Source organism: Pseudomonas sp. SJZ131 (assembly GCF_007828705.1).
In the GTDB taxonomy this organism is placed as follows: Bacteria; Pseudomonadota; Gammaproteobacteria; order Pseudomonadales; family Pseudomonadaceae; genus Aquipseudomonas; species Aquipseudomonas prosekii.
Map to the genome: position 1 here is coordinate 122,352 of NZ_VIVC01000006.1, position 16,445 is coordinate 138,796.

Annotated in this window: 15 protein-coding genes; 5 read left to right on the forward strand and 10 right to left on the reverse strand. The window is 61.5% G+C overall.

Annotated elements, in window-relative coordinates; all coding sequences use genetic code 11:
- Position 1 precedes the first annotated feature (1 nt).
- On the forward strand, positions 2–364 hold the full coding sequence (locus FBY12_RS23765; RefSeq protein WP_121731501.1) for a response regulator: 363 nt from the start codon (positions 2–4) through the stop codon (positions 362–364).
- A gap of 3 nt (positions 365–367) precedes the next feature.
- On the opposite strand, the gene FBY12_RS23770 is transcribed toward FBY12_RS23765, so the two are convergent.
- The 3 genes from FBY12_RS23770 to FBY12_RS23780 all read right to left on the reverse strand — a co-directional run bounded on the left by FBY12_RS23770 (position 368) and on the right by FBY12_RS23780 (position 2,885).
- On the reverse strand, positions 368–676 hold the full coding sequence (locus tag FBY12_RS23770; RefSeq protein ID WP_121731502.1) for a class I SAM-dependent methyltransferase: 309 nt from the start codon (positions 674–676) through the stop codon (positions 368–370).
- 249 nt (positions 677–925) lie between these two features.
- Positions 926–1,360 (reverse strand): DoxX family protein, encoded by a 435-nt coding sequence (locus tag FBY12_RS23775; RefSeq protein ID WP_101209053.1) that lies wholly within the window; start codon positions 1,358–1,360, stop codon positions 926–928.
- 103 nt (positions 1,361–1,463) lie between these two features.
- Positions 1,464–2,885 (reverse strand): transglycosylase SLT domain-containing protein, encoded by a 1,422-nt coding sequence (locus FBY12_RS23780; RefSeq protein WP_145256407.1) that lies wholly within the window; start codon positions 2,883–2,885, stop codon positions 1,464–1,466.
- Positions 2,886–3,119: 234 nt separating this feature from the next.
- On the opposite strand from FBY12_RS23780, the gene FBY12_RS23785 reads away from it, so the two are divergent.
- The 3 genes from FBY12_RS23785 (at position 3,120) to FBY12_RS23795 (ending at position 6,226) form a co-directional block, all read left to right on the forward strand.
- Entirely contained in the window at positions 3,120–3,929 is an 810-nt protein-coding gene (locus FBY12_RS23785) for a TatD family hydrolase (RefSeq protein ID WP_145256410.1), read from the forward strand.
- Positions 3,930–4,135: 206 nt separating this feature from the next.
- Positions 4,136–5,620 carry a methyl-accepting chemotaxis protein gene (locus tag FBY12_RS23790; RefSeq protein WP_145256413.1) on the forward strand — a complete coding sequence of 495 codons (1,485 nt, stop codon included), beginning with the start codon at positions 4,136–4,138 and terminating at the stop codon, positions 5,618–5,620.
- 243 nt (positions 5,621–5,863) lie between these two features.
- Positions 5,864–6,226 carry a terminase gene (locus FBY12_RS23795; protein ID WP_145256416.1) on the forward strand — a complete coding sequence of 121 codons (363 nt, stop codon included), beginning with the start codon at positions 5,864–5,866 and terminating at the stop codon, positions 6,224–6,226.
- A gap of 1 nt (position 6,227) precedes the next feature.
- On the opposite strand, the gene FBY12_RS23800 is transcribed toward FBY12_RS23795, so the two are convergent.
- From FBY12_RS23800 to FBY12_RS23810, 3 genes are all read right to left on the reverse strand, one after another.
- Positions 6,228–7,049: an acyl-CoA thioesterase II gene (locus FBY12_RS23800; RefSeq protein ID WP_145256419.1), complete on the reverse strand. Its 822-nt coding sequence runs from the start codon at positions 7,047–7,049 to the stop codon at positions 6,228–6,230.
- 344 nt (positions 7,050–7,393) lie between these two features.
- On the reverse strand, positions 7,394–8,161 hold the full coding sequence (locus tag FBY12_RS23805) for a CHAD domain-containing protein (protein WP_145256422.1): 768 nt from the start codon (positions 8,159–8,161) through the stop codon (positions 7,394–7,396).
- A gap of 54 nt (positions 8,162–8,215) precedes the next feature.
- Positions 8,216–8,494 carry a hypothetical protein gene (locus FBY12_RS23810; RefSeq protein ID WP_101207673.1) on the reverse strand — a complete coding sequence of 93 codons (279 nt, stop codon included), beginning with the start codon at positions 8,492–8,494 and terminating at the stop codon, positions 8,216–8,218.
- A 237-nt stretch (positions 8,495–8,731) separates the two neighbouring features.
- On the opposite strand from FBY12_RS23810, the gene FBY12_RS23815 reads away from it, so the two are divergent.
- Positions 8,732–9,778: a patatin-like phospholipase family protein gene (locus FBY12_RS23815; protein WP_145256425.1), complete on the forward strand. Its 1,047-nt coding sequence runs from the start codon at positions 8,732–8,734 to the stop codon at positions 9,776–9,778.
- A 117-nt stretch (positions 9,779–9,895) separates the two neighbouring features.
- Here the strand turns inward: FBY12_RS23815 and FBY12_RS23820 are convergent, their stop codons facing one another.
- From FBY12_RS23820 to kdpB, 4 genes are all read right to left on the reverse strand, one after another.
- Complete coding sequence (locus tag FBY12_RS23820) at positions 9,896–10,594, reverse strand: response regulator (RefSeq protein ID WP_145256427.1); 699 nt, start codon at positions 10,592–10,594, stop codon at positions 9,896–9,898.
- A gap of 60 nt (positions 10,595–10,654) precedes the next feature.
- Positions 10,655–13,306, reverse strand: coding sequence for a sensor histidine kinase KdpD (locus FBY12_RS23825; protein WP_145256430.1), 2,652 nt, complete (start codon positions 13,304–13,306; stop codon positions 10,655–10,657).
- Positions 13,307–13,392: 86 nt separating this feature from the next.
- Positions 13,393–13,938 carry a potassium-transporting ATPase subunit KdpC gene (gene kdpC, locus FBY12_RS23830; protein WP_145256432.1) on the reverse strand — a complete coding sequence of 182 codons (546 nt, stop codon included), beginning with the start codon at positions 13,936–13,938 and terminating at the stop codon, positions 13,393–13,395.
- Positions 13,939–14,381: 443 nt separating this feature from the next.
- Entirely contained in the window at positions 14,382–16,439 is a 2,058-nt protein-coding gene (gene kdpB, locus FBY12_RS23835) for a potassium-transporting ATPase subunit KdpB (RefSeq protein WP_145256435.1), read from the reverse strand.
- Positions 16,440–16,445: the final 6 nt, after the last annotated feature.

Sequence of the window (16,445 nt, forward strand, 5' to 3'; positions counted from 1 at the left end):
CATGACCACCATCCTGGTCGTCGACGACGAGTACTTGATCGCTGACATTCTCTGCTTCGCGCTGGAGGATGAGGGGTTCATGGTGGTGACCGCCAGCAATGGTCGAAAAGGACTCGAGGTGCTGGACAGAGAAAGGCCTGCCTTGATCATTACCGACTTTATGATGCCGGTCATGGATGGCTTGGAATTCGCCACCGCCGTGCGAGCCCAGCCTTCAGTCAATCATCTGCCAATCATCTTGATGAGCGGCGCTCAGGCGCACATCGGCATGCAGCGCTCGGATTTGTTTGATGTTGTATTGGCGAAGCCATTCGACATCGACTTGATCATCGCCGAGGTTAAAAAGCTCCTCGGCGCAGATTAGTCGTCAGCGGCGAGTGATCAGCCCTTGGCGAGCAACGCGGGTCAGTTGCTTGATCATTTCCGGCGCGTCCTCGAGGTTCGGCGACTGAATCACCGCCAAATCGAAACTGTCGCTGGCAAAACGCGCCAGCGATTCGCCGTCTTCAACAAACTGGATCAGGAACGCCGCAGGTCCGCCGCTGCGCCGTGGCCAGCCGTCGAGATATCGCAGGAGTGTCGGCTGATGTTTGCCGCCAAGCAGAATTTTTGGATTGCGCTGGGTGAGGTGTGCCGTGATCGGCGCGGGGCGTACAACGGGGCTTAGTGCATTCATGAGTCGTGTCTCTGCCTCAAAAGTCTGCATGGCAGGTGAGAGGCAACACCGAACCAGCGCTTTAGCGGTATTTCGAAGCTGTGATTCAAGCTTCTATCGGCGACTCATTAGAGTCACCTGGCGCCCCGCAAGTAGCTGTTTAAATCGGCGCATGGGCGGCATCGTAGAGAAACTGACCAAGCAGTGTCAAGAATGACGCCAAACAAAAAAGGCCCGCACAATGCGGGCCTTTTCGTTGAGCCAGAGCGGTCAGCCGGCGATGGCGCGGTCTGCCGAGAGCTTGCCGGCGCCTTCGATCAGCACCGCAATGCTGCCACCGAGCAGAGCCAGGGCAAATTCGTAACCGTTGTTGGCCATGAACAGGCCGTTGCTGATGTGCACAGTGAAGATCGCCACCAGCGACAGGAAAGTCAGGCCGAGTGCCGCAGGACGCACCAACAAACCGATGATCAATGCCAGGCCAGCGAAGAACTCGGTGCCACCGGCGAGGATCGCCATCAGGTGACCCGGCGCCAAGCCGAGGCTTTCCATGTACTGCGCGGTGCCGGCGAGGCCGTAGCCACCGAACCAGCCGAAGAGTTTCTGCGAACCGTGGGCAGCGAAGATGATGCCGACGAATATCCGCAGAACAGTCAGGCCGTAGCCAGCGCGGGTAAACAGAACCTTGTTGATCAGAGTGCTCATGCTGTGTCATCCATTGTGAGTGTGTGTTGGTTGGCCGCTATATTAATCGGTAAATCGAATGTTAAAAGCGCAAATATTTCGCCATAACAATCAGTTTAGTCGATCATTTCCTTGAGGCTACTTTTTGCCCTTGAGGCTCCAACGATTCCCGCTCCCGATCGAACGCCAAGTAATACTTGTTTACGCTATTAACATAGCTGACGGCGCCCATTCCCACCTGCTCCATGGCAATGCGTTCGACCTGAAAAAACCATTGATTTGGATTCAGGCCGCGCCGCCGAGCCTCGGCGCGCATACCCTGAACACGCTCCGGCCCCATGTTGTAAGCCGCCAGAACGAACGCCATGCGCTCGCGCTCGTTGAGTTTGGGGCTGGAAAAGAATTTGCGTCGGATCATCGCCAGATACTTGGCCCCGGCCTGCACATTGGCGTCGAGGTTCTGAATATTGTTCACGCCAACCCGCTGCGCCGCCGACGGGGTGATCTGCATCAAACCGGTCGGGCCGCTGCCACTGCGCGCCTCGGGTTTCAGCGCCGATTCCTTGAACGCCAGTGCCGCGAGGTTGAGCCAGTCCATGCCTTGCGCATCGGCGTGTTTTTGCAGCACCGGGCGCAGTTTTTCCAGACGCTGGCGGTCAGCCTTGGCCAATGGATAGTGGACTTGATAGAGCCGTCGATAGATCCGCGTGAACGCCACGTCCTGATCCGAGGGCTTTTTATAGGTGACCAGGAAACGATCGATGCTCGCGCGCAGCATCGACGCGTCGCGGCGCACGAACCAGTATTCCTCGCCCGGCTCGCTGATCTGCACCTGCCGGTCGAGGCGCAGTTTTGGCAGGATCTTGCCCCAGCGCTCGGCAATCGGCTGCTCGACGATGGTCAGGTGAAAAATCCCGCCCTGAACCATTTCCAGCACGTCCTCGACCGCCAGCGTCGGGTCGACCCACTCGACTTTCACCGGCGCCAGTTTGTGCAGCGAGAGTTTCTGATTGATCTGACTGACCGCATCGCCCGCGGCGCTGCCGGTCGGCAATGCGAGGGTTTTGCCGGAGAGTTGCTCCAGACGCGTATAACGGCGCTCGCCTTTGATGCCGACCAGAATCAGCGGCACGTTGCTGGCAATCGGCTCGCTGGAACTGACCGCATGACCCGCTTGCGCATCGAGCAATTCGCCCGGCGCGACCAGGTCGCCCTCGCCGCGCTGCAACGCGCCGAGCAGTTGATCCTTGGCTTTGGGGATGATTTTGAGGCTGATTTCCTGGCCATCGCGCGCGTGGCCATTGAGGTATTGCTCGAAGGCGCGCAGCCGATGATATTCGACGCCGATGGCCTGGCCCTGGACTTCGCCGGAGCTGTTGCGGCTCTGATTGACCAAGACTTTGAGCACGCGACTGCTGCGGATTTCCGCGAGGTCGCGGACCTTGGTCGCCGGCACGGCTTGCAGCGGGCCAGCCAAACGCGCGAGCGCCGGCATCGGCAGCAGCAACGAACAACACAGCAGTAGCAAAACCGAGGGACGTATCATCCACTCTCCGGAAAGAATACTGGTTGATCTCACGAGATTTCATGAGAGCTGACGACAGAAACAGAGCGCTTGCAGCGCTGGCCACGTACCGAAGATCGGCGCAGTGATGGCATTTTCACCATCACAACCTGTCTTGCGGCATCAAGAGACAGCCTCAACGTGTTGTAGTTCTTGGTTTTTCTTATAAATCTACAGCTCTGATATGCTTTCCGGCCTTTGGTCCGAGGTAGCACCATGCAACTCATCGATATCGGCGTCAACCTGACCAACCCCAGTTTCGACGACAAACACCAGGCTGTACTCGATCGCGCCTACGCTGCGGGGGTCTGCCAATTGGTGCTCACCGGCACCAGCGTCAATGGTAGCGAACAGGCGCTGGAGCTGTGCCGGCGACTGGACGAGAGCGGCCAACAGCTGTTCGCCACTGCGGGCATTCACCCGCACAGCGCCAGTGACTGGAACGCCGACAGCGAGCAGCGCCTGCGCGGTTTGCTCAAGGAAACGCAGGTAGTCGCGGTGGGCGAATGCGGACTGGATTTCAATCGCGACTTCTCGCCGCGTCCGCAGCAGGAAAAAGTCCTCGAAGCGCATCTGGCGATGGCCGTCGACCTGCAATTGCCGGTGTTCCTGCATGAGCGCGATGCCAGCCAGCGCTTGCTGGAAATCCTCCGCGATTATCGCGATCAGTTACCGGCTGCCGTGGTGCATTGCTTCACCGGCGAGAAAAAAGCGCTGTTCAGCTACCTCGACCTCGACTTGCACATCGGCATAACCGGCTGGATTTGCGACGAGCGCCGTGGCACGCATTTGCATCCGCTGGTGAAAGAGATCAAGCGTGGGCGCTTGATGCTGGAAAGCGATGCGCCGTATCTGCTGCCGCGCAGCCTGCGGCCGAAACCGAAGAATGGGCGCAATGAGCCGGCGTATCTGACTGAAGTGCTGCGCGAGGTGGCATTGCATCGTGAAGAGAGCGAGGAAGATCTGGCGGCGCATACCACCGCGTGCGCACAAGCGTTCTTCCGTCTCCCCGCAATCCCCCAGTAACCCCAGATCCCCTTGTAGGAGTGAGCCTGCTCGCGATAGCGCCCGCACATCCAACATTGATGTGACTGAGCATCGGCTTTCGCGAGCAGGCTCACTCCTACAGGGAATGTGGCAGTCGTTGACCTGCATCAAAATTCGATGCCCTGCATAGCGGCACAATGCTGGCACCTTGCCAATGCTGTTTCCGCTATCAGAGAAAACCTCCTATGGGTGCCTGGCTTAGCAACATCTCGCTGAAATATAAATTCTGGGCGGTCAATGCGGTCGCCTTCGTTACCACGCTGTTGTTGGTGTTGTACGCCGTGCAGCTCGAGCAACAGGCGCGCAGCCACGCCGCACAAGTGTCCGCGCAAGCGCAGGCGCGACTGCTTGGGGCCTGGCCTGCCGGGCAGCCGCTGCCCACGGTCGATAACGTGCTGACCTTCAGTCGCGGCCAGGCGCCGCGTCTCAACGGGCAGCCGCTGCTGGAACTGACCGACACCGCCAACGGCTGGACCGCCATCAATCCAATGCCATTGTTCGGCGACAACCCGTTGCTGGGCGCCGAAGTACTCAGCCGCGCCGACGGCCAGCAAGTCGCGGTCATCGCTTACGGCCCGAGCCTCAGCCAGGTGTTCGGCGAGCGCTTCGTCAATTACGCGATGGCGGTGGCGATCCTCATGCTGGCGATGCTCGGCGCTTCGCAATTGCTCATCCGCTTCCTGCTCAGCCAGCTCAATACCCTGAAAGACGTGATGCTGCACGTCGAGAAAACCGGCGACCTGGCGGCCCGCGTGCCGCTGGCCGGCAAGGATGAAGTCGGGCAGATGGCCAATGCGTTCAATGCGATGCAGGCCGGTTATCAGCGCGTGGTCAACACCGTCGCCAATACCGCGCGGCAGCTGGATGTCGGCGCGGCGCGGCTGGCGTCGAGCATGAATGAAGTGCGCCACGGCATGCTCGGCCAGCAAAGCGAAACCGATCAAGCCGCGACCGCCATCAACGAAATGACGGCCACGGTGTACCACATCGCCCAGCACGCCGGCGCCACCCGCGACCTTTCGCAAAGCGCCGATACCCTGGCCGGCAGCGGGCAGGAAGTGGTCAGTCGCGTACAGAAATCGATTGCCGGTTTGTCCAGCGGCGTGCAGCAGACCGCCGAGATGATTGAGCGTCTGGCCGAGGACAGTCAGAAGATCAACGGCGTGGTCGGGGTGATTCACAGCATCGCCGAGCAGACCAACCTGCTGGCGCTGAATGCCGCCATCGAAGCGGCGCGCGCCGGAGAAATGGGTCGCGGGTTTGCGGTGGTTGCCGATGAAGTGCGCAACCTCGCCAAACGCGTGCAGACCTCCACCGACGAGATCACGCTGATGGTGTCCGCGTTGCAGGCCGGCACCCGCGACGCCGTGGATTTCATGCAGGAAAGCTCGTTCAAGGCTGACGATTGCGTGCAGCAGGCGCAGGAAGCCGGGGCGGCGCTGGCGCAAATCACCAGCGCCGTGGCGCAGATGCGCGAGAGCAACACGCAGATCGCCGTGGCGGCCGAGCAGCAAAGTCATGTCGCCGAGGAAATGAATCGTTCGGTGGTGAGCATTCGCGACGTCACCGAAAACACCGTGCAGCAGACCGTGGATTCGGCGAATACCAGTAACGAGTTGGCGACGTTGGCCGGGGAATTGAGCAAGGCGATTGGGCAGTTGAAGCTTTGAGGCCCTGAAGCTCTGAAGCTCTGATGCTGAAAGCCTCATCGCGAGCAAGCTCGCTCCCACAGGGGATTTGCGCCGTTCACAGATCCTGTGTGGGAGCGAGCGTGCTCGCGATGGCGCCCACCCAGCCAACATCGATTTGCCCCATCGACCCTATCACTCCGATAGCCAACCTTGATTCGCCGCCCACCCCTGCCCCGCCTATCCTTCAAACATGTGTCTCAACGTGTATCAAGGAATTTCATCATGGGCAAACGTCATCCCAACCTTCCGGCCTGGCAATGGAAGTCCTACCCGCACAACCATCAGCACCCGACCAATCTGGCCTTGCACCTGATTGCCGTGCCGCTGTTCATCATTGGTTTTCTGCTGATCGTCACCGGGGTGTTCAGCCTGAGCCTGTTGAATATCGTGATTGGTGTAATCGGCGTGATTGCTGCGCTGGGTTTGCAGCGCCACGGCCATAGCCTGGAGGCGCAGGCTTCCGAGCCGTTCGCGAATCGCAAAGATGCGATGTCGCGTTTGCTGGTCGAGCAATTCTTCACGTTCCCGAGATTTTTCCTCAGCGGCGGCTGGTGGCGCGCCTGGCGCAAACGCCACCGGCGCTGAATCAGGCGAAAATGGTCACGGTCTGCCGGCTCATGGCGATCAACCGACCGTCCGCGCTCCACAGTTTCGCCGCGACGTGGCCGTAGCCGTCAGCGGCGTGTTCGATTTGCGCGAGGTATTTGCACCAGTCCAGCGTATTCAGCGCCAGCAGCGGCTGAACGAATTCGATGGTCCAGGTCAGCGTGCTGCCCGCCGCCGGTTTGCGCAGGTGCGGCAATAACGCCGGCGGCCAGGCGTCGACCAGCGCCAGAATGTACGCCTCGCTCAGCGCCTCTTCACGCACCTTTTCACGCACCTCTTCATGCACTTCCCCACGCAACCGCACCCAACCGCCCATTTCACGTGAAGTGTTGCCGGTAAACGGCAGCCCGCCGACACTCCAACGCATCGCCAGATACCGCATGAATTCCGGGGTCACGCCTTTGATATAGGGCAATTCCTGACATTCGTCCCAGTGCTTCATCGCGGTCGCCGGTTGCGCCGGGACTGCCACTGCGGATTCGCGCGAGGCGCCGAAACTGCCTTGCATCAGCGTCACCACTTGGCCCTTCTGCATCGCCCGGCCCAAAACCTGGCTGACCGCTTTGCCTTCGCGCAACACATCGACTTCAAAACTGACCGGCACGTCCGGCTCGACCGGGCCGACAAAGGTGATCGCCAGCGAACGCACCGGGCGCTCGGCCGGGACTTTCGCGCGCATGGCTTCGTACTGCAACGCGGCGATCAGGCCACCGAAACTGGCCCGGCCCTGGCCCCATTCGGCAGGAATCGACAGCGCCTGCGGCTGGCTGCGGACAGCGTCGAGCAGATCGGAAAAGCGCATGGGAACCTCGGGAGTGCGGGAAAAGGATGAAGGGGATGTTAACCAGCCTGCGCGGGCGATACAGCGCTTATTCCGGCCAAATTGACGGACAGATGAGCCGTGCGAGGGGTTGTGCCCCGCGCAAAAACAACTGTAGGAGCTGAGCTTGCTCGCGAAGGCGTCGTGTCAGCAGCAAACTTACTGACTGACAGGACGCCTTCGCGAGCAAGCTCAGCTCCTACAGGGGATCGCGTCCTGCATTCAACATCTGGGTTGAATGGGTCGGCCTCATCGCGAGCAAGCTCGGCTCCTACAGGGTTTGTGGTGGTTGTTATTGAGCAGTTGTGTCTCGGCTTCAAGGGTTTTCAGGATTTGAAGCAGGCGTCGCTGAGTTTATCCAGTACACGGTCGGCACGCTGTTCGGCTTTGGCCATGGTGGTTTTCCACTCAGCGACGCAGCTTTGCAAATCACTTTCCTTCTCGGCCAATAGCAGCCATTGCCAGCAATCGTGCCAGTCACCCAGCGCGCCTTGCGCCGATTTCAGTCGCGGCATCGCCGCTTTCGGCAAACGGTCGAGCTCGGGATAAGCCTCGATGCCATAACGCACCCGCTTGATCAGCAAGCGCAGACGATGGCGATCGTGGGCCGGGTCGTGCAGCGCTTCGTCGAGTTTCTTCCATTGCTTGGCCAGGCGCTTTTCGATGCGCTGACGCAAGCCTTTGAGCAAACCCTGACGCTGCGCGGCACGCAGGAATCGCGGAAACGCGTCGAGGATCATCAGCAGTTGCGTCACTTCAGCGCTGCTGGCGACGGCAGGATACGCCGCGTCCATCTGCGCCATGCGCCGTTGCGCCGCTTCGGGTTGCTGGTGCGCCAACAGGTACGCCGCCAGCACCTCGCGATCCCGCAGCGGTGTGGTCAGGTCGCCGACGCTGGAAGCGGCCGCTTCCAGTTGCTCGACGCCGGGCAACCCGCGCAGCGGCCGCAACAGACTGCGCAGCCGCCGCACGGTGGTGCGCAAGTCGTGCAGCGCTTCGGGATCGGTGCGGGCAGTCAAACGCGCCTGGCACGCCAGCAAACGAATATCCAGGCTCAGCACCTGAGCCACCAATCGATTGACCAAAGCCGACATCACTTTCTCCCTGAATCGAATGTGCTTAACCGCCCATTGAACGCACCGTGCCCGTTAACGACCGGCGCGGGATTCACGAATGTAGAAGCGCGCCTTCTCGGCTTTGTTGGTGCAGCCTTCATAGGCTTCAAATTGTTGCTGGGTCTTGGCGCCGGTCAACAGCGACAAAGCCTTGGAGTAACTGACGGTGCCGGCGAAACCTTCAGCCTTGGCCAGGTCGAGCTCATGCCAGGCGGCATCGATCTGGCTGCCGCAGCTTTCGCGGTACGCAGTTTTACCAGCACAACCGGCCAGCGCCAGGGCAATCAACGGCACACAGATCCAGGCTTTCATCACTCACACCTCAAGAATAAGAAAACAGTCGTGCAGGTAAGACGGTGGCGCGCGCAAAAAGTGCCTCTGCTTTGCCCTGCCCTGACCTGCCCCGCCAACGACAGCGTTCGCGAGCATACGCATGTGGCGCCATGCAGTGTCGAAAAAACGACGCCGTCACCCCGGGCAACGACCTTGGCGATTGAAGCGTTGCCCCTGATGGGTGCATTGTTGGACCTTGTCAGACGAGGGCGATTCATGAAAAAGCGTGTCGCACTGGTGCTGGGCTCAGGTGGAGCCCGGGGCTATGCCCATATCGGTGTCATTGAGGAGATCGAGCGGCGTGGTTACGACATCGCGTGCATTGCCGGGTGCTCGATGGGCGCGGTGGTCGGCGGGATTTATGCCGCCGGCAAACTCAAGGATTATCGCGACTGGATCGAAAGCCTCGACTACCTCGACGTGCTGCGGCTGGTCGATGTCAGTTTCCGCTTGGGGGCGATTCGTGGCGAAAAAGTCTTCGGCCAGATCCGCAAGATCGTCGGCGAAATCAACATTGAAGATCTGCGCATTCCCTACACGGCGGTGGCCACGGACCTGACCAATCAGCAGGAAATCTGGTTTCAGGAAGGTTGCCTGCATCAAGCGATGCGCGCCTCGGCGGCGATCCCCAGTTTGTTCACGCCAGTGATGCAGGGCAATCGGATGCTGGTTGATGGCGGTCTGTTGAATCCGTTGCCGATTGTGCCGGTGGTGTCGAGCCATTGTGATTTGATCATCGCGGTCAATCTCAACTCGACCAACCAGCGGCATTACCAATTGCCGGTGATTCCGCGGCCGCCGGCGTTCAAGTCGCGTTTCAATAACCTGATCAGTTCGCTAGGTTCGAAGATGCCATTCCGCCGCAAACAGGCTGAACAGTTGCTGTTGCTGGAACAGGAAGCGCTGAAAGCGGAAGCGGCGGATATCAACCCGTGGATCGAATCGGCCGAACCGGAAGCGCAGCAACCTGCGGCGGCTCCGCAAGCCGATGGCGCACCGAAATCCGCCACCGGTTCGTTCATCATCGACAACGTCGGGCCGGCGTCATTGCTGGATTTGATCAACCAGAGTTTCGAGGTGATGCAGACGTCGTTGGCGCAGTACAAGATCGCCGGGTATCCGCCGGACGTGCTGATCAACGTGCCGAAGCGTGTGTGCCGGTTTTTCGAGTTTTACAAGGCGCCGGAGTTGATCGCGCTGGGCCGCGAGATTGCCAGCGATACGATGGACCGTTATGAGAGTGACCAGAAGCGTGATGCTTGAGATTCTCGGGTGAATGTCAGGGCCTCATCGCGGGCAAGCCTTGCTCCCACACGGTTCACGCGAACCCTGCAGGAGCGAGGCTTGCCCGCGAAGAGGCCGGACTGCCCGCCGAAAAACCTACAGACCACCCTCCCCCAACAACCGATAACCAACCCCCGCTTCGGTCACGATAAACCGTGGTCGGGTCGGGTCGTCGGCGAGTTTCTGCCGTAAATGCCCGACTACAATCCGCAAATAATGGCTGTCCTCGGTGTGCGTCGGGCCCCAGATGTCCTTGAGCAATTGCTGCTGGGTAATCACCCGCCCCGGATGCCGCGCCAGTTGCGCCAACACCGCGTATTCCTTGCGAGTCAGCGCGACTTCGGCGCCGTCGAGCAGCACCCGCCGATAGGCCAGGTCCACGGTCAACGGGCCGAACGTCAGCGCCGCTTGCTGCGCTTCGCCGCTCGGTGCCTGGCGCAATAACGCGCGCACCCGTGCGAGAAACTCCTGAATGCCGAACGGTTTGGTCACGTAGTCGTTGGCGCCGCCATCCAGCGCCTCGACTTTTTGCCCTTCGCTGGCGCGCACCGACAACACCAGCACCGGCACGCTCGACCATTCGCGAAACTCGCGCAGCACTTGCTGGCCGTCCATGTCCGGCAGCCCGAGGTCGAGCACCAGCAAGTCCGGTTTGCTCAGCGCCGCTTGCGCCAGGCCTTCATTACCGGTGCCCGCCTCCAGAACTTTGTAGCCCTGGGAAGCGAGGCTGATACGCAGGAATTTGCGGATCTGCGGTTCGTCGTCGATGACCAAAATGGTGGTGGTCTGGCTCATGGTTTGTGATCGCAGCGTGTGGATGGGCACGGGGATGGTAATGAGACTGTGCGAAAGATATCAGGCTTCACTTTCAAAACCAGGTTGTTCCTGCAGCGGCAAGTGCAGCGTGATGCACGTGCCGCGCCCGTCGAGGCCCTCGGCGACGCTGATGCGCCCGCCATGCGCGCCGACCATGCCCTGGCAGATCGCCAACCCGAGCCCGGTGCCCTGGCCGCCGCGATCACCCCGAGCGGCGGTGTAGAACATGTCGAAAATCTTTGCGCGCTCCTCCTCGGGAATCCCCGGGCCTTCATCGCTGACCGAGAAAAACAGCTCTTTTTCGTCAGCCCCGGCGCGCACTTGCAAACGTCCCTGAGGCGGAGAGAAACGTGCGGCGTTTTCGATGACGTTGACCAGCGCTTGTTCGATCAGCGCCGCGTGCACGTACAGTAACGGCAGCTCGGCCGGCACTTCGGCGCTGACCTGCAACGGCGCCAGCACCGCGCGCAGGCGATTCAGCGAACTGCCGATAATGTCGGCCGGCGACACCCAATCGCGCGCCAGTTTCAGCGCTCCGTGGCCGAGGCGCGTCATGTCCAGCAGGTTCTGAATGTAACGATCAAGGCGTTCGGCCTCATCGCGCGTGCCTTCGAGCAACTCGCGGCGATCCTCCAAAGGAATCGCTTCGCCGAGCGCCAACAGGCTATCGATGCTGCCGCGCATGGCGGTCAGCGGCGTGCGCAGATCGTGCGACACCGATGCCAGCAAGGCACTGCGCAATTGTTCGGTTTCGCCATGCAGGCGCGCCGCTTCGAGGTCCTCGGCCAGCTGCGCGCGGGCCAGCGCTTGCGCCAGCGGCTGACTCAGCGCCGTCAACAAGCGTCGACGCTGGCCGCTCAAGGTCTGGCCCTCTTTGGCGCACACGCCGAGCAACGCCAGCGGGCCGTCCTCGACCGACAACGGCCACCACCACCAACGCCCGAACGGCAAGGTGCCGGTGCCGGCGCCCGCCGGTTGATCGTGCTGCCAGGCCCAATCGGCGGCGGCGCGTTCGGCTTCGGAGAACTCCAGCGGACCACCGGTTTCGACTTTCCAGCCACCTTGGCCGTCGCGATTGAGCAGGCACAATTGCAGTTCGCTCCAACCATTGAGGTGCTGCGCGGCGGCGCTGATCACGGCTTGGCGGTCGGTGGCGGCAGTGAGTTTGCGCGACAGGTCGAGCAGCTCGGTGGTTTCTTCCTGAGTGTCGCGCAACGCCTGCAATTGCCGGCGTTGACGCGCTGCGAGGTTGCCGGTCAGCGCCGCCATCAACAGGAAAAACAGCAAGGTCAGCACGTCTTCTTCGCGCTGGATGCTGAACGAGAAATTCGGCGGAATGAACAGGAAGTCGTAAACCAGGAATGACAGCGCCGCACACGCCAGCGCCGGGCCGAGGCTGCTGCGCACCGCCACCAGCAACACCGCCGCGAGGAACACCAGCGAGATATTCGGCAACGGCAAAACACTCGCCACGGCCCACGCCAAGGCACTGGCCAAAACGGTCGCCAGCAACGCCAGAGCGTAGTCGAACCAGACCAATGAACGGATCGAACGCTGACGTGGCTGATGGGTTTCGTGATCGCTGTCGAGCACGTTGATTTCCAGCCCTCGGGCATCGCGCAACAGCCGGGAAGCCAGTCCGCCGCCAAACAGCCGTCGGCGCAGACGCTGCCGGGACTGGCCGACCAACACCAGACTGGCGCGACGTTCGGCGGCGTGCTGGATCAGGGTCTTCGCCACTTCGCCGGCACGCAGCAACACCACTTCGCCGCCTAAACGTTCAGCCAGTTGCTGGGCGCTTTGCAGACGCAGGCGCGATTGCTCGTCGCGCACGCGGCCATTGTCGACGTGCACCAGACTCCACGGCAGATGCCGGCGCTGGGCGACGCGGCTGGCGTGGCGCACCAAGCGTTCGGCCTGCGCATCGCCATCGACCCCGACCAGCAAGCGTCCGCGCACCGCCGGCGCAGCTTGACCGAGTTGCCGATAACCCTGAGCCAAGTCGTTATCGACCTGCGCCGCAGCGGTTTGCATGGCCATTTCGCGCAGCGCAGTGAGGTTGGTCTGGGTGAAAAAAGCATCGATGGCCGCGCGCGCCTGCTCCGGCACATAGACTTTGCCGTCGCGCAGACGCTCGAGCAATTCGCGCGGCGGCAGGTCGATCAGCAGCAGTTCGTAGGCTTCTTGCAGGACCCAATCGGGCAAGGTTTCGCGGACCTGCACGCCGGTGATTCCGCGCACTTGATCGTTGAGACTCTCCAGGTGCTGGACGTTGACCGTGGTGAACACGTCGATGCCGGCGGCGAGCAATTCCTGGATGTCTTGCCAACGTTTCGCGTGGCGGCTGCCGGGGGCGTTGCTGTGGGCGAGTTCGTCGACCAGGACCAGTTTTGGTTTGGCCGCGAGCAGACCGTCGAGGTCCATTTCTTCGAGCATCACGCCGCGGTATTCCGAGCGCAGCAACGGCTGTTGCGGCAGGCCGCCGAGCAGCGCTTCGGTTTCAGCGCGGCCGTGGGTCTCGACCACCCCGGCGATGACTTTGACCCCTTGGCGCAGTTGCGTGTGCGCCGCTTGCAGCATGGCGTAGGTTTTGCCGACACCGGGCGCGGCGCCGAGGAATACCTTGAGCCGACCACGGCCATCGCGGGGCAGGTCTGCTAACAGCGCATCGGCGCGGCCGGAATCGCTCATGCTTGAAGGTCTCTTCTTTCAGGTTTTGATGGGGTGAACGTCAGGCCGCCATCGCGAGCAAGCTCGCGATTGGCGGCGCCGCTGGGTTACAGCTTTTGCAGCGCGATATTCAATGCCAGCACATTCACCACCGGCGGCCCCACCAGCGGCTGCTCGATGTGCGCGTCGAGCAACTGTTGAAGGGTCGATACCGGCAGATTGCGCGCCGCCGCAACACGCGCCAGTTGATAGGCAATCGCCGCCGGTGGCAAGTGCGGATCAAGGCCGCTGCCAGAGGTGGTCAGCAGCGCCAGCGGCACCGCTCCCTGGCCGGGCACTTGCAGTTTATTGGCCTCGTCGATGACCCGCGTGGCCAGCGCCGGGTTGCTCGGCGAGAGGTTGCTGGCGCTGCTCGACACCGTGGCGAATGCCCCGGCCGACGGGCGCGGATGGAACCAGGCGTCGCCGGCAAAATCCTGGGCAATCAGCGACGAACCACGCACCTTGCCATCGGCATCGCGTACCAGACTGCCGTTGGCTTGATCGGGGAAAGCGATTTGCGCGACGCCAGTCACCACCAAGGGATAGGCGACGCCGGTGATCAGCGTCATCAGTACCAGAAGGCTCAGGGCCGGGCGGATCATTGTGGACATTTCAGAATCCTCGAAATTGAAAAAGTAGTGGGTGTCAGGGAAATCCACCCCTCACCCCAGCCCTCTCCCCACGGGGAGAGGGGGAAAGGGAGCCGATCTTTGTGCCTTTCAAAACCTGAGTTCGACTCGGTCTTTCAGGTCGATGTAGCTCCAGGAACACCTCGGTCAGTCCCCTCTACCCAAGGGAGCGAGGAGGAAAGGGAGCCGATCTTTGTGCTGTTCAAAACCTGAGTTCGACTCGGGCTTTCAGGTCGATGTAGCTCCAGGAACACCTCGGTCAGTCCCCTCTACCCAAGGGAGCGAGGAGGAAAAGGGGCCGATCTTTGTGCCTTTCAAAACCAGAGTTCGACTCGATCTTTCAGGTCGATGTAGCTCCAAGAACACCTCGGTCAGTCCCCTCTACCCCCTGGGGAGAGGGTTAGGGTGAGGGGCCGATCCAAAGGTCAAACCAAATGCAATGCAGTGAGCAACATGTCGATCGCCTTGATCCCCACAAACGGCACGACAATCCCGCCCAGCCCATAGATCAGCAAATTGCGCCGCAACAACGCCGCAGCACTCGCCGCTTGCACGCGTACGCCGCGCAGCGCCAGCGGAATCAGCACGACGATGATCAACGCGTTGAAGACAATCGCCGAGAGAATCGCGCTCTGCGGACTGCTCAGTTGCATGATGTTGAGCACGCCCAATTGCGGATAGATCGAGGCGAACAGCGCCGGCAAAATCGCGAAGTATTTGGCGATGTCGTTGGCGATCGAAAAAGTCGTCAACGCGCCGCGCGTCACCAGCAGTTCTTTGCCGATTTGCACCACATCCAGCAGCTTGGTCGGATCGCTGTCGAGATCGACCATATTCGCCGCTTCGCGCGCCGCTTGCGTGCCGTCATTCATCGCCATGCCGACGTCAGCCTGGGCCAGCGCCGGCGCGTCGTTGGCGCCGTCGCCGCACATCGCCACCAGACGACCGTCGTTCTGCTCGTGACGAATCCGCGCGAGTTTTTTCTCCGGCGTGGCTTCGGCCAGCACGTCATCGACGCCCGCCTCGGCCGCAATCGCCGCAGCGGTCAGCGGGTTGTCGCCGGTAACCATGACCGTGCGAATCCCCAGTTTGCGCAGCTCGGCGAAACGTTCGCGGATGCCCGGTTTGACCACGTCCTTGAGATGGATCGCGCCAAGCAATTTACCGTCGACACACACCAGCAACGGCGTGCCGCCACTCTGCGCAATCTTGTCGATTTCCCGAGCCATGGCCGGGGCCAGGTCCGAACGTTTCTGGCCGATGAACGCCAGCAGCGAATCCACCGCGCCTTTGCGATACACGCGGCCCTGATAATCAACACCGGACAAACGCGTTTCGGCGCTGAACGGCACCGCCGTCAGCAACTCCGCACTTGGCTCGGTCTGCGGATGCAGGTTGCGCAGGAACTCGACGATCGACTTGCCTTCCGCCGTGTCGTCGGCCAGCGAGGCAAATAGCGCGCCTTCGGCCAGCTCTTTGGCGGTGACGCCGGGCGCGGCATAAACGGCGGTGCAACGGCGGTTACCGAAAGTGATGGTGCCGGTCTTGTCCAGCAACAGCACGTGCACGTCCCCCGCCGCTTCCACGGCGCGGCCGGATTTGGCGATCACGTTGAGGCGCACCAGACGGTCCATCCCGGCGATACCGATGGCCGACAACAAGCCGCCAATGGTGGTCGGAATCAGCGTGACCAATAACGCCACGAGGAACACCAGCGGCAGGCTGCCATTGGCGAAATGCGCGAACGGTTGCAGGGTCACGACCACCAGCAGAAAGATCAGCGTCAAGCCGATCAGCAGGATATCCAGCGCCACTTCGTTGGGGGTTTTCTGGCGTTTCGCGCCTTCGACCAGCGCGATCATCCGGTCCAGGGTCGATTCACCGGGGTTGGCGGTGATGCGCACCAGCAGCCAATCGGAGACCAGCCGCGTATTGCCGGTGACCGCCGAACGGTCGCCGGCGGATTCGCGAATCACTGGTGCCGACTCGCCGGTAATCGCCGCTTCGTTGACCGCCGCGATGCCTTCGATGACCTCGCCGTCACCGGGGATCATTTCCCCGGCTTCGACGCGCACCACATCGTCCTTGCGCAGATTGGCCGCCGGCACCACTTGAAACGTGCCGTTGGCGGTTTTGCGCCGCGCGCTCAAGCCTTCGCTGCCGGCCTTGAGGCTGTCGGCGCGGGCCTTGCCGCGACCTTCGGCCAAGGCTTCGGCGAAATTGGCAAACAGCACGGTAAACCACAGCCACAACGCGATTTGCGCAGCAACAAAGGTCGGCACGGCGCTGTCGGGAATGAAACACAACACGGTGGTCAGCACGGCGGTCAGTTCGACCACCAACATCACCGGCGCCCGTTGCAACTGGCGCGGATCCAGCTTGACGAAGGCTTGCACCAGCGCTGGACGCCAGAGCGCCGAGATCGCGGTTTTCGGTTGTTCCGGCGCCTTGGCGGCGACCGGTTTGGTTGCGGGCATATTCATCATCAG

Excerpts from the sequence above, each read along its gene's own strand:
- FBY12_RS23765 (WP_121731501.1), top strand. The coding sequence starts at position 2 with ATGACCACCATCCTGGTCGTCGACGACGAGTACTTGATCGCTGACATT.
- FBY12_RS23790 (WP_145256413.1), top strand. The coding sequence starts at position 4,136 with ATGGGTGCCTGGCTTAGCAACATCTCGCTGAAATATAAATTCTGGGCG.
- FBY12_RS23820 (WP_145256427.1), bottom strand. The coding sequence starts at position 10,594 with ATGAGCCAGACCACCACCATTTTGGTCATCGACGACGAACCGCAGATC.
- FBY12_RS23815 (WP_145256425.1), top strand. The coding sequence starts at position 8,732 with ATGAAAAAGCGTGTCGCACTGGTGCTGGGCTCAGGTGGAGCCCGGGGC.
- kdpC (WP_145256432.1), bottom strand. The coding sequence starts at position 13,938 with ATGTCCACAATGATCCGCCCGGCCCTGAGCCTTCTGGTACTGATGACG.
- FBY12_RS23795 (WP_145256416.1), top strand. The coding sequence starts at position 5,864 with ATGGGCAAACGTCATCCCAACCTTCCGGCCTGGCAATGGAAGTCCTAC.
- FBY12_RS23780 (WP_145256407.1), bottom strand. The coding sequence starts at position 2,885 with ATGATACGTCCCTCGGTTTTGCTACTGCTGTGTTGTTCGTTGCTGCTG.
- FBY12_RS23775 (WP_101209053.1), bottom strand. The coding sequence starts at position 1,360 with ATGAGCACTCTGATCAACAAGGTTCTGTTTACCCGCGCTGGCTACGGC.
- FBY12_RS23805 (WP_145256422.1), bottom strand. The coding sequence starts at position 8,161 with ATGTCGGCTTTGGTCAATCGATTGGTGGCTCAGGTGCTGAGCCTGGAT.
- FBY12_RS23800 (WP_145256419.1), bottom strand. The coding sequence starts at position 7,049 with ATGCGCTTTTCCGATCTGCTCGACGCTGTCCGCAGCCAGCCGCAGGCG.
- kdpB (WP_145256435.1), bottom strand. The coding sequence starts at position 16,439 with ATGAATATGCCCGCAACCAAACCGGTCGCCGCCAAGGCGCCGGAACAA.
- FBY12_RS23785 (WP_145256410.1), top strand. The coding sequence starts at position 3,120 with ATGCAACTCATCGATATCGGCGTCAACCTGACCAACCCCAGTTTCGAC.
- FBY12_RS23810 (WP_101207673.1), bottom strand. The coding sequence starts at position 8,494 with ATGAAAGCCTGGATCTGTGTGCCGTTGATTGCCCTGGCGCTGGCCGGT.
- FBY12_RS23825 (WP_145256430.1), bottom strand. The coding sequence starts at position 13,306 with ATGAGCGATTCCGGCCGCGCCGATGCGCTGTTAGCAGACCTGCCCCGC.
- FBY12_RS23770 (WP_121731502.1), bottom strand. The coding sequence starts at position 676 with ATGAATGCACTAAGCCCCGTTGTACGCCCCGCGCCGATCACGGCACAC.